This is a genomic window from Paenibacillus sp. 2TAB23 (assembly GCF_052115165.1).
Taxonomy (GTDB): domain Bacteria; phylum Bacillota; class Bacilli; order Paenibacillales; family Paenibacillaceae; genus Pristimantibacillus.
In genome coordinates this window covers 343,077-355,365 of the sequence record NZ_JBFRGD010000001.1, presented here as the reverse complement: position 1 = coordinate 355,365, position 12,289 = coordinate 343,077, and the positions used below count along the sequence as shown (strand labels likewise).

Sequence of the window (12,289 nt, the reverse complement as noted above, 5' to 3'; positions counted from 1 at the left end):
CCCCTTGCCGCTACTTGCTCAGCTCATCGATTCGAACGGCGCGATGCTCACGGGCCGATAGATTGGAAGCTTCCATCAGCTTCGTCAAATCGATGGCAAGGCTTACATTTTCGTCTGCTGTCGTGTCGTTCTCGATATGCTGTACCCACTGGTCAAAAGCGCTCTCGCGAGCCGGTGGAATAGCCTGCGCTGTCCATTTCTCCGAAGAGTCCGCACCTGGTGCCGACGTGCGAAGCAGCAGCTGGTTCTCAGGCGTTCCGTAAAGCAGCGAGCCTTCCGTGCCGTGCACCTCAAGCGTAAATGGCGAATGATTGTTCACGAAGCCGGCCTCAACAATCCCAATTGAACCGGAAGCGGATGTCAAGATTGACACGGCGTTGTCCTCAACCTGTTTGCCGGTAACATAGCCGAAATGAGCGGACACCTCTTGAGGCATCTCGTTCATAAACAGTCTAGTCAAATACATCGGATGGCAACCAAGATCGATCAAAGCGCCTCCGCGGCATTCCTCAAGGCTGTAGAAATGCTCAGGCAGCCAGTTGGCTGTCGCTCCGTTATGGGACAAGCGGGCGCGTACGAGCGTGATTCTGCCAAGCACGCCCTGCGATAAAATATCACGAATCGCAAGTGTGTAGCCATCATTCAAGCGCGGCAGCGACACTGTTAATTTTACATTATTTTTGGCTACTTCATCCAGTATAATGTTCAATTCCTTCAATGTTGCAGCAATGACCTTCTCCGTGAAAATATGCTTGCCTGCTTTGGCAGCAGCTACGATCACTTCTTGGTGCCTGTTTGTTGGTGCGTCTACGATAACGGCGTCGATATCGTCGCGCTGAAGCATTTCATCCAAATTAGCGTGGAAGTCAACACCGAGCTTGTCAGCGGCAGCTTGGCCGCGTTCCGCGATTTCATCCCATACTGCGACGATCTCCGTACCGGGGTGCTCCTGCGCTTGCTTCGTATAATCCCATGCGTGTACATGCCAATAACTGATTTTACCAATTCGGATCATCGGTTCATCTCTCCCTGGGCATCTATTTGCGTTTCTGTGGTTCATCTATAAATTTATGACAACAAATATAATTTAACATAGATTCTCACTCATTTTTAGTGCGAATTAATGACCATTATTATACGATATTGCGACATGGTTTAATGTGATCACAGATATTGCTTGCGATAATCGCGCGGGGAGTGACGGGTCATTTTTTTGAACGTTTTACCGAAATGGGAGAAATTGTCGAAACCAACCGCGGCTGCGATATCGGTGACGCTGCTGTCCGTCTCGCGAAGCAGGCGCTGCGCCTCTTTGATGCGCGTTATGATAATGTAGTCGGAGAAAGCGAACCCCGTTATTTCTTTAAACATGCGGCTCAAATAGTATGGGCTGATGAAAAAATGCTCGGCCACTGTGCTAAGCCGAAGAGATTCCGCAAAATGCCCGTTAATGTAGCGGGTGATCTCCGTAATCTTGGCATGCATAGGCGTCGCATGATGCATCGGAACCGGTTCATGCTGCTGAATATGCCTGGCAGCAGTCAATAGCAGCATCGTTAGAGCATGTGGAGGAATAAGCTCATAGCCAGGCGCTTCTTCTTTTATTTCTGTCAGCAGCTTTCTCATTAGCTGATCCATAGCCAGCAGTTCTTGCCGGGGCAGACGGATAATAGGAGCAGTCTCATTGAACGCGGACAAGAGAAGCCCGGCATGAGCTCCCGCCAACCGCTGCAGCATGAAGTCGTCGAAATGAAGGATGAGCCGCTCGTGGGAGTCGTAGCCGACCTGCATCGTTTTGTGCAGCTCATGCTTTCGAATAAAAACGAGATCGCCTTGCTCAATGGAGTAGGAGCGGTCCTTTATGAAATAAATGCGCTGTCCGGAGAGCATATAGTAGATTTCGTAATAATCGTGGTAATGGTCATCCGCCATCGTATAAGGCGTCGACCGCTTTGTGTATTCTACATAGAGCTCGGGAGTGCTGCCGAAGCTGCATGTTTCAAATGGATTTGTCATGAATGAGTCTCCTCTACATTGCGCAAGAAAAGCGGTGTATTAACAAAATAGGGCAGAATATGCAGAGAATTATATCATTATTATGCGGTAATATGAAAGTAAGCAAATCCAAGGAGGAATGATGATTATGACAAAAAAACGTTATGTGCTTGTGGGAAGCGGCGGCAGGGCTGAATTTTTTTACGGTGCGCTTGCAACCGATTTCAGAGAAACCTCTGAGCTGCTTGCCTTTTGCGACATTAACCAAACCCGGATGGACTATGCGAACCGCATTCTAGTGGATAAATATAAATATGATGAAGTAAGAACGTACAAGTCGAATGAATTCGAGCGCATGATTGAGCTGGAGAAACCGGATGCAGTCATCGTGACGAGCATGGATCGCACGCATCACACGTACATCATTCGAGCGCTTGAGCTGGGCTGCGATGTCGTAACCGAGAAGCCAATGACGGTGGATGAGAAGAAATGCCAGGAAATATTGGATGCAGTCGAACGGACGGGCCGCCATGTACGTGTAACGTTCAACTATCGCTATGCGCCTCATCATACGAAGGCGAGGGAGATTATCGCAAGCGGCACGATCGGCAAAGTAACTTCCGTCCACTTTGAATGGCTGCTGAATACGCAGCATGGCGCGGACTATTTCCGCAGATGGCATCGCAACAAACAGAATAGCGGCGGCTTGCTGGTTCACAAATCGACTCACCATTTCGATCTCGTTAATTTCTGGATCGGTTCGCAGCCGGAGTCGGTATTCGCATACGGGGATCTCTTGTTCTACGGGCGAGAGAACGCAGAGGAGCGCGGCGAAACTCAATTTTATGAGCGTGCGACGGGAAATCCGATTGCCGAGAACGATCCGTTTGCGTTACACTTGGATAAAAATGACCATTTGAAAGCGATGTATCTGGACGCGGAGCATGAGGACGGCTATCGCCGCGACCAAAGCGTATTCGGCGACGGAATCAATATCGAAGATACGATGGGCGTGCTTGTCCGCTACAAAAACAACGCCATCCTTACGTATTCGTTAAACGCTTACTTGCCATGGGAAGGCTATCGCATTGCGTTTAATGGAACGAAGGGACGGCTTGAGATGAATATCGTCGAGCAATCCTACGTAAATTCAGGCGGCGAGAAGGCAGATGAAGGCGCTCTCAAGGAGAAGACCATTAAGGTATTCCCTATGTTCGCGGCTCCTTACGAGGTAGAGGTGGAGGAAGGCGTGGGCGGCCACGGCGGCGGAGATCCCGTATTGCTGAACGACTTGTTCGGGACGCCGGTAGAGGATCCTTGGAATCGCGCGGCTAACCATATCGATGGAGCCAGATCGATTCTAACGGGCATTGCCGCTAACCGTTCGATTCAAACGGGGCTTGCTGTTCAGATTGATGACCTTGTGAAATTTCATAAATAGTGTTCAGGAGGAACGCGGAAATGAAGCCATTTATGGACGACGATTTTTTGCTATCGAACGAAACGGCTGTAAGGCTGTATCATGATTTTGCCAAGGACATGCCTATCATTGACTATCATTGCCATTTGAGCCCGCAGCAGATTTTTGAGAATACGAGCTTTTCGAATTTAACGGAGGCTTGGCTGTATGGTGATCATTACAAATGGCGGGCGCTGCGTGCGAACGGTGTAGAAGAGCGTTTCATAACGGGCGGCGAAGGCGTGAGCGACTATGACAGGTTTATCGCTTGGGCTGGAACCGTGCCGCAAACGATTGGCAATCCGTTATATCAATGGTCGCATTTGGAGCTTCGCCGCTACTTCGGCGTGGAGGAGCTCATTAATGAGAACAACGCACAGTCGATTTGGGATCAGGTAGGAGCCAAGCTTGCAGCTGGCGGGTACAAGGCACGCGATCTTATCCAAATGTCGAACGTTGAGGTCATCTGTACGACGGATGATCCAGTGGATTCGCTGGAGTATCATATTGCAATCAAGGGATTAGACGATTTCAATGTGCAGGTGCTGCCGTCCTTCCGACCGGATAAAGCGCTTGAAATTAACCGGCCGACATTCCTTGAGTGGGTAGGCAAGCTCGGCGCTTCGGCTTCCGCTTCCATTAACAGCTATGATGAGCTGCTGGAGGCGCTTAAAGCGCGAGTGGCGTTTTTCAATGAGGTTGGCTGCAAGGTGTCTGACCATGCGCTTGATTATGTGGCGTACGCAGAAACGACAAAGGCTGCTGCTTCCGCCATATTCGCCAAAGCACTGAACGGGGAAACGGTCAGCTTAGACGAAGAAAAGCAATACAAAACGTATACGCTGCTGTTTCTTGGACGTTTATATGCGAAGCACGGCTGGGCCATGCAGTTCCATATTAATGCGGCTAGAAACAATAGCACGCGGATGTTCGGCAAGCTGGGACCGGATACCGGCTTCGACTCCATCAATGACAGCGCGGTCGCATACCCGCTTGCGAAGCTGCTTGATGCGCTTGATGCCGACGATGCATTGCCGAAAACAATCGTCTATTCGCTGAATGCAAAGGACAATGATGTGCTTGGGTCGATCATTGGCAGCTTTCAGGGCGGAGGCGTGCCTGGCAAAATCCAGCTCGGCTCAGCTTGGTGGTTCAATGATACGAAAAACGGCATGTTGGACCAAATGAATGCGCTCGCCAATCTGGGGCTGCTTAGCCGCTTTGTCGGGATGCTCACCGACTCCCGAAGCTTTCTCTCCTATACCCGGCATGAATATTTCAGACGCTTGCTTTGCAACTTGCTTGGCGAATGGGTGGAGAACGGCGAGGCTCCGCATGATATGGAGCTGCTCGGCAATATGGTTCAAAATATATCGTACCGCAATGCGAAGGCTTATTTCGGCTTCTAATACGAATGAAACGTTCTGCAGTCCCGTCAGCTTGGCGGCGGCTGTGGAACGTTTTTTGCATCGAGACGATAAGCAGCCATGAGATATTTGAGCATCTGAGGCCCGGCGATATTCGCAGCTATGCCGAATAGCTCTGAATGGGCCGTTTTTCTGCAGAGCAAATAAAACGCCGTTCCGGCGATCAGCTCGAAGGCGATGAATTCCTTCCATTTCCACGCGGGTATGACGTAGACTTTGAATTCTTTGTTATTGCCAGTCCGTGTACGCAAAGTGACAGCCCTCCTGCTGATTAGGCGCATTACAACCGTATCTAGATTATGCGGAGCGGCTTATCCAACATACACGATGATTGAATAAAAGTAGGAAAGAGGAGGAACGAATTTGGCTGACAAAACGGCATTCGTAACAGGAGCGGATCGGGGCGTTGGGCTTGCGTTGGTAAAGGGGCTGCTTGCCCTTGATTATAAGGTATTTGCTGGGCAATATGCGGCTGAGACTGCTGAGCTTCACTCGCTGAAGGAGCAGCTTCCGAAGCAGCTGACGGTTATTCCGCTAGATATAGGCAGCGATCAAAGCGTTGCAGCTGCGCTTGAAGCGGTATCCGGTGAAGCGGAGCAGATCGATCTGCTTATCAATAACGGAGCCATATTAGGCGACATCGGCGCTACGGTGCTGGATCCGTTAAACTATGCGGAAATGCTGAACGTCTTCAATGTGAATACGCTTGGCAGCCTTCGCATGAGCCAGGCGTTCATGCCCTTGCTGCTGAAGAGCGAGTCGCGTTTTCTGGTAAACGTTTCGTCTGAGGCAGGCAGCATCGGCGATTGCTACCGAGAAAGCTGGTATGCTTATTGCATGTCCAAAGCAGCGCTCAATATGCAGTCCAAACTGATTCATAACGGCATCAAGAGGCATGGCGGACGTGTATTGGTCGTGCATCCAGGCTGGGTGCAGACCTATATGCAGGGCAAGCTTGACGCCGGCGCAGCGCTGACGCCGGAGCAATCGGCCAGCTCCATCCTGCAGCTGATTGCAGCACGTTTACGATTTCCGGCAGCTGAGGCGGAGTGCGAGTATGTCGACTATGCAGGTGAGACGCTTCATTGGTAAGCAATGCGAAATACAGAACAAAGAAACGAAGGCAGGTGGCTGGTTATGACGGATTTGCGTCCTTTTATCGCTCGCGTAATGTCAACGCTTGCGGCTCATCGTTACGATGCAGCGGGCAGAAGCTATGGCAGGTTTTTATCCCAGCTTGAGCAGGATAACAGGCATGATGACGTTTACGGTACGGCGGATGCCGCTATTCTGTTTTATACATTGAATGAATTTCCGCAGGATCAAGAGGATCTAAACCGATGGATTGCAGCCATCCAGGAGCATCAATCGGAGCATACGGGGATATTCGCTGGCTTAGGCCATAATGAGCTGCATCGTACAGCGTTTGCGCTGTCTGCATTGGAGCTGTTTGACGGGAAAGCGAAATATCCGCTTGTTATGCTGAAGCCGTTGATGGATAAGGAGCAGATCGGGCCATTTCTAGAAAGTCTGGATTGGCGAGAGCAGCCATGGGGAGAGTCGTTAAAAGGGGCGGGCCTTTATGCCAGCTTGGTGCTGTCGGAATCCGTGACGGAGGACTGGGAGCGGACGTATTTCGATTGGCTCCGGAATAATGCGGATCCTCTGACCGGTCTTTGGCGTCGTGATTGCGTAAAGCAAATGGATGGCAGCTTAGTGAGCGCGCCGCTGTTTCATCATATAGCAGGCAGTTTTCATTACTTATTTAACCTTGCTCATCGAAAAGAGCCTATTCCATATCCGGAACGAATGGTAGACACCTGTCTGGAACTCTACCAAAGCGGAGGTCTTGAGGTACCGTCCGAGCTGTTCTCCTATTTCCATATAGATTGGGCGTATACGATTCTATCTTGTCTGAGACAAAATCCGATCTACCGAAAAGAAGAATGCGAAGCGGCGATCAGAGGCAGCTCCGAAGCATTTATCGCCGGACTCGCGAAGCTGGGAGAGGAGTCGGACGAGCCATTCGATGATCTGCATACCTTATGCGGGACGGTCTGCGGCTTGGCAGCGATTCAGCAGCTTATTCCCGAGCTCGTTCGAACCGGCAAGCCGCTTCGGCTCGTCTTGGACCGCAGACCGTTTATTTGAAAATATAGGAAAGTATATCGTTTTTTTCAACTTTCTCTCTATTTCTACGCGAAACGTTAGCTTAGCCGCCATAGGACGGTCTCAGCCGTTTACGCTTGTATTCAGTGGCTGGACAGCTGCCCTAATGCGCTGCGCAGAATGCCAAGCATGGCGTCGCTGTCCTGCTGCGATACGATTAATGGCGGAACGAGCCGTACGGTGGACGGGTTAAGCGCATTGATCAGGAGACCCTCGCGCAAGCAGATTGCAGCAAGTTCGGTTGCGGCACCAGCAGGCGTATCAAATGCGAGAAGAAGGCCCTTGCCGCGAATGTTCGAAATGGGAAACTCACCGGACAATAGCGCCAGCTTGCTCATTAAATAGTTGCCTTGCGTTTTTGCGTTATCCGTTATATTCCGCTCGAGCAGCTCCGTAAGCACGGCATAGCCTGCAGCCATGGCAAGCGGCGCTCCCGTGTAAGTTCCTCCTTGGTCCCCCGGCTCGAACAAGTCGTATTTGCTCTTGGCCAGCATGGCCGAGAGCGGGAAGCCAGCTCCAATGCCTTTGCCGAGTGTCATCACATCGGGCTTGATGCCATAATGCTCGTAGGCAAAAAGCTTGCCCGTTCTTCCAAGCCCCGTTTGGACTTCATCGAAAATAAGCATAATCCCATACATATCGCAAATTTTGCGAATGCCGTACAAGTAAGCTTCATCAACCGAATGGACGCCGCCTTCTCCCTGCACGAGCTCGACCATAATGGCACAGGTTTGATTCGTTACGGCTGCGAAGCATGCATCCAAATCATTAATGGGAACATGCTTGAAGCCTTCGACCTTAGGCGAGAAAAGCTCCTTCCACTGCGGCTTTCCGGTCGCTGACATCGTGGCTAGCGAACGTCCGTGAAAGCTGTTCGCAAGTGTAATGATTTCGAAAGCGCCGTTCAAATTCACAGCGCCATGTTTTCTTGCAAGCTTTATGGCGCTTTCGTTCGCCTCCGCGCCGCTGCTGCCGAAGAAAACCTTATCCATTCCGCTCAGGCTGGTCAGAAGCTCGGCAAATTCAATCATAGGGCGGTTGTAATAGCCAGGGCTTGCATGTACGAGTGTTGCTGCTTGGCGTGACAAAGCTTCCTGCAGGGCTTCGGGAGAGTGGCCGAGGCTTGCAACGGCCCATCCGCCGACGAAATCCAGATAACGATTCCCATCCGTATCCCACAAGTGCATGCCCTTGCCGCGTTCCATCACGATATTTGGACGATTTGCCGTAAATAGAACGGACTTTTTTGCTGTTTCCAATAAAACCGATGTCATTGCGTTTTCTGTCTGAATCATAATAAACCTCCCGGAAATTCATCTCATTGAATAAATATACATTAAAATGTTTAAATATACAACAGCGAATAGTGTCAAGGATGAATAGACCGTATCGGACGAAGGCAGGAATGAAGTCTTAGTAAGTGAGAATCATGATCAGATTCATATTGCCAACTGGATAGGCTTAGGCTATAGTTGTTTTAACTTCATATGGAGTACGGGTGCTGGATGTAGTCCGGCTGAGATAGGGGCCCTTTGTCCCTGACCGTTAATCTGAACCAGGTAATGCTGGCGTAGAGAACGTATCGAATCGTAACCATTCGTGTATTCTCGAATGGTTTTTTCTATTGCCCGCACCTGCGTTTCCGTAAATAGGAGGAAACCGAATTGATAGAGGGAAGCGTAATTACCAAGCTGCAGCAGGCGGCTGAAGAGCGGCAGGATGAGCTGCTTGCGCTGCTGTCGCAGCTGATCGCTTATCCGACCGTTAGCCCTCCGGCGCGAAATACGCTGGAAGCGCAGCGGTTCGTCCAGGAGCAGCTGCGGTCGGTGGGCTTTGAGACAGACCTGTGGGAGGTTTATCCCGGCGATCCAAACGTTACAGCCGTTAAGCCGGGCACGCAGCGGGAGGATTACCGAAGCCTTCTGCTGAATGGGCATATGGATGTTGCCGAGGTGGGCGACGATGCGCAGTGGCGGCATGATCCCTTTAAGCTGACCGTGGAGTCTGGCAGCGTGTATGGTCGGGGAACCGCGGATATGAAAGGCGGAATGGCAGCGCTGCTGTTTGCAATCAGGCTGTTGGCTGAAGCGGGCGTTGAGCTGAAGGGAGATCTGCTGTTTCAATCGGTGATCGGAGAAGAAGCCGGAGAGGCAGGAACGAGAGCCTGTATGGAAAGAGGCTGTACCGCCGATTTTGCGATTGTCGCGGATACCAGCCATATGGAGATTCAAGGTCAAGGCGGCGTCATTACAGCGTGGGTTACGGTGCAAAGCCCCGTGACCTACCATGACGGCATGCGCTCGCGGATGATACATGCAGGCGGAGGCGTAAGAGGTGCCAGCGCCATTGAGAAAATGGTCAAGCTGATCGAGGGGCTTCAGGAGCTTGAACGACATTGGGCGGTAACGAAGTCATATCCAGGTTTTCCAGCAGGCTCGAATACAATTAATCCAGCCGTTATCGAAGGCGGCCGCCATGCGGCATTTATTGCTGATCAATGCGCATTGTGGATCACGGTCCACTTTTACCCTGACGAGGATTACGAATCAGTAGCTGCCGAAATCGAGAGCCACCTGCTCAAGGTTGCCGAGGCCGATCCATGGCTCCGGGAGCATCCGCCGACCTTCCGCTGGGGCGGACGATCGATGCTGGAGGAGCGCGGTGAAATATTCCCGTCGCTGATGCTTGACGCGGAAGGAGACGGTCTGAAGTCGCTTGCCGCAGCACATGCCAAGCAGCTTGGCGCCAAGCCGACGATCGGTATGAGCGGCAGCGTGACCGATGCGGGTTGGCTCGGCAGAGCGGGAATCGAGACCGTAATTTACGGTCCAGGAGAGCTGCGCCATGCGCATGCAGTAGATGAAAGCGTTGAGCTGCGCGAGCTCGCCGATTATGTAAAGGTCATGATTGCTTTCATTGCGGACTGGTGCAACCAGCCGAAGACGGAAAGCGAGAGGGAGTAGCAGATGGGAAACGAAGCGGAAGCAGAACGTTTTAGCGAACGGCTCTATCAAGCGGTGCAGCCCGTGTGGGAGAAATGCCATGCGCATCCGTTCCTGACAGGACTGAGGGAAGGCACATTGGAGTTGGAACGATTCATTTATTATATGAAACAGGATTATGTATATTTGATCGACTATGCGAAGATGTTCGCGCTTGGCAGCTTGAAGGCTAGAGATTTGGACACTATGGGGAAATTCGCCGAGCTTCTGCACGCTACACTAAACGTGGAGATGGAGCTGCACCGCCAGTACGCGGAGCAATTCGGCATTTCGCGCAATGAGCTCGAAGCAACGAATCCCGCACCGACCACAATTGCATATACCAAATATATGCTTGACGCAGGTCAAGGCTCGCTAGCCGAGGTGGTTGCTGCATTGCTGCCTTGTATGTGGAGCTACTGGGAGATTGGAACGACATTCGCCGCTCATCCGGGGGCGCTTGCGCATCCGCTGTATAAAGAATGGATACTTATGTACAGCTCGAAGGAGTTCGGCGAGCTTGCGGAATGGACGATCGGGCTGATGGACAGGCTGGCTGAAGGGCTGCCGGAGCGAGAGCTTGCAAGGCTGGAGGAGCTTTTCGTTATGACGTCCAAATTTGAATACAGGTTTTGGGATATGGCATTCCGGCAAGAGGAGTGGGACGTGTGAGCATGGCGATAACGCCAAGTGGAGATAAGCGCCAGCTAGCTTTGTCCGTAGAGGGACTTACGTATGCCTTCAACGAAGGCATGCCGCTGTTCGCCAACCTTGGCTTTACGATTCGGGAGGGCGAATTCGTATCGCTCCTTGCGCCAAGCGGCATCGGCAAGACGACATTGTTTCGTTTGCTTGCAGGGCTTCTCACTCCGCAAGGCGGTTCCATCAGGCTCGGCGCGGAGCAAGTAGAACCTTCTGGAGCGGCGCACCGCCGACAATCCGGACGAATCGGCTACATGCCGCAGCGGGACAGCCTGATGCCATGGCGAAGTGTGCTCGACAATGCGGCACTCGGTCTTGAACTATCCGGCATACCTAGGCGGGAGGCGAGGAGGCGCGTGCGGGAGCTACTTCCGACGTTCGGACTTGAAGGAACGGAAGCTAAGCGTCCTCATGAGCTGTCCGGCGGTATGCGCCAGCGCGTATCCTTTCTTCGCTCGGTGCTTGGCGGGGGAGAACTGCTGCTGCTGGATGAGCCGTTCAGCGCACTGGATGCGATGACCCGCATCAGCATGCAGGAATGGCTGCTGCAGATATGGGAGCAGCATCGCAAAACGATTCTTTTCATTACGCATGACATCGATGAGGCACTCCTTCTGTCCGACAGGGTGCTGGTTGCGGAAGCATCGCCGGTGTCCGTCTTGAGGGAGCTTGCCGTTGCACTGCCCAGACCGAGAACATATGAAACCGTGCTGGACGATTCTTTTGTTTTGCTTAAACGGCAGGCACTGGGACTGCTTGGCAAAGAAGCGGTAAGACAGGAAGGAGCAAACGGGTGAAGCAGCGATTGCGCTCGGGCGTGCCTGTTCTTGTATTTGTCCTCCTGCTGGCCCTTATCTGGGAGGCGGCAACGGCATGGCTTTCTATTCCTCATTACATTATTCCGCGGCTGTCGGACGTGTTGATGTCCATGTGGGACACTCGTCAGCTGCTCGGCAAGCATTTCTTGATTACATTAGGAGAGTCGCTGCTTGGCCTAAGCATATCCGTTGTATTCGGAACGCTAGCAGCGGTCTGCATCGAAGGGTCGAGCTTGGCCAGAAAGACCATATATCCGCTTATTATTGCGTCCCAAACGATTCCGATTATCGCGCTATCGCCAATTATGGTCATGTGGTTCGGCTATGAGATTTGGAGCAAGGTGGCGGTCGTCATTTTATTTACCTTTTTCCCGATTGCGGTTAATACGGCGGACGGGTTCCGTACGGCAGATTCCGGTATAGGCGAGGTCATGCGTTCGATGGGCGCGCGAAGGCGCGATCTATTTTTGAAATGGAAAATACCGTCTGCGCTTCCTGGTTTTTTCACGGGACTTAAGATGGCGGCAACCATTAGCGTTGGCGGTGCGACACTCGGAGAATGGCTGGGCGGAGAGGCCGGACTTGGCATGTATACGAAGCGGGCATCAAGCATGCTAAGAGGAGATGCCGTATTCTCGGGTGTTTTGCTGCTGTCGCTCATGGGAGTCTTATTATTTATAGCTGCGTTGTGGCTGGAGAAGGCTGCTCTGTCGCGGCGTTCATCCTAAATGTAAAGTA

The 12,289-nt window shown here is 51.9% G+C and carries 12 protein-coding genes; 8 read left to right on the top strand and 4 right to left on the bottom strand.

What is annotated here, in order from left to right:
• Nucleotides 1-10: 10 nt before the first annotated feature.
• Both AB4Z29_RS01570 and AB4Z29_RS01565 read right to left on the bottom strand, forming a co-directional pair.
• The gene (locus AB4Z29_RS01570; RefSeq protein WP_441941403.1) at nt 11-1,015 is read right to left on the bottom strand and encodes a Gfo/Idh/MocA family protein; all 1,005 of its coding nucleotides are present in this window, start codon (nt 1,013-1,015) and stop codon (nt 11-13) included.
• Nucleotides 1,016-1,164: 149 nt separating this feature from the next.
• Nucleotides 1,165-2,016, bottom strand: coding sequence for an AraC family transcriptional regulator (locus AB4Z29_RS01565; RefSeq protein WP_441941402.1), 852 nt, complete (start codon nt 2,014-2,016; stop codon nt 1,165-1,167).
• Between the two features lie 124 nt (nt 2,017-2,140).
• Between AB4Z29_RS01565 and AB4Z29_RS01560 the strand changes: the two genes are divergently transcribed.
• Entirely contained in the window at nt 2,141-3,436 is a 1,296-nt protein-coding gene (locus AB4Z29_RS01560) for a Gfo/Idh/MocA family protein (protein WP_441941583.1), read from the top strand.
• Nucleotides 3,437-3,456: 20 nt separating this feature from the next.
• Entirely contained in the window at nt 3,457-4,863 is a 1,407-nt protein-coding gene (gene uxaC, locus AB4Z29_RS01555) for a glucuronate isomerase (RefSeq protein WP_441941401.1), read from the top strand.
• A 26-nt stretch (nt 4,864-4,889) separates the two neighbouring features.
• On the opposite strand, the gene AB4Z29_RS01550 is transcribed toward uxaC, so the two are convergent.
• Nucleotides 4,890-5,132, bottom strand: a complete 243-nt coding sequence (locus AB4Z29_RS01550; RefSeq protein ID WP_441941400.1) for a hypothetical protein — start codon at nt 5,130-5,132, stop codon at nt 4,890-4,892.
• A gap of 112 nt (nt 5,133-5,244) precedes the next feature.
• Here AB4Z29_RS01550 and AB4Z29_RS01545 point away from each other — a divergent pair, with 112 nt between their 5' ends.
• Nucleotides 5,245-5,973, top strand: coding sequence for an SDR family oxidoreductase (locus AB4Z29_RS01545; protein WP_441941399.1), 729 nt, complete (start codon nt 5,245-5,247; stop codon nt 5,971-5,973).
• A gap of 45 nt (nt 5,974-6,018) precedes the next feature.
• The gene (locus AB4Z29_RS01540; protein WP_441941398.1) at nt 6,019-7,032 is read left to right on the top strand and encodes a hypothetical protein; all 1,014 of its coding nucleotides are present in this window, start codon (nt 6,019-6,021) and stop codon (nt 7,030-7,032) included.
• A 101-nt stretch (nt 7,033-7,133) separates the two neighbouring features.
• Here the strand turns inward: AB4Z29_RS01540 and AB4Z29_RS01535 are convergent, their stop codons facing one another.
• Nucleotides 7,134-8,345: an aspartate aminotransferase family protein gene (locus tag AB4Z29_RS01535; protein ID WP_441941397.1), complete on the bottom strand. Its 1,212-nt coding sequence runs from the start codon at nt 8,343-8,345 to the stop codon at nt 7,134-7,136.
• A gap of 369 nt (nt 8,346-8,714) precedes the next feature.
• On the opposite strand from AB4Z29_RS01535, the gene AB4Z29_RS01530 reads away from it, so the two are divergent.
• From AB4Z29_RS01530 to AB4Z29_RS01515, 4 genes are read left to right on the top strand one after another with little or no spacing between them, the layout of a single operon-like run.
• On the top strand, nt 8,715-10,013 hold the full coding sequence (locus AB4Z29_RS01530) for an acetylornithine deacetylase (RefSeq protein WP_441941396.1): 1,299 nt from the start codon (nt 8,715-8,717) through the stop codon (nt 10,011-10,013).
• Between the two features lie 3 nt (nt 10,014-10,016).
• Nucleotides 10,017-10,703 (top strand): thiaminase II, encoded by a 687-nt coding sequence (gene tenA / locus AB4Z29_RS01525; RefSeq protein ID WP_441941395.1) that lies wholly within the window; start codon nt 10,017-10,019, stop codon nt 10,701-10,703.
• A gap of 2 nt (nt 10,704-10,705) precedes the next feature.
• Complete coding sequence (locus AB4Z29_RS01520) at nt 10,706-11,530, top strand: ABC transporter ATP-binding protein (RefSeq protein WP_441941582.1); 825 nt, start codon at nt 10,706-10,708, stop codon at nt 11,528-11,530.
• Nucleotides 11,527-12,279 (top strand): ABC transporter permease, encoded by a 753-nt coding sequence (locus tag AB4Z29_RS01515; protein WP_441941394.1) that lies wholly within the window; start codon nt 11,527-11,529, stop codon nt 12,277-12,279. Before AB4Z29_RS01520 ends, AB4Z29_RS01515 begins: the two co-directional genes overlap by 4 nt.
• Nucleotides 12,280-12,289: the final 10 nt, after the last annotated feature.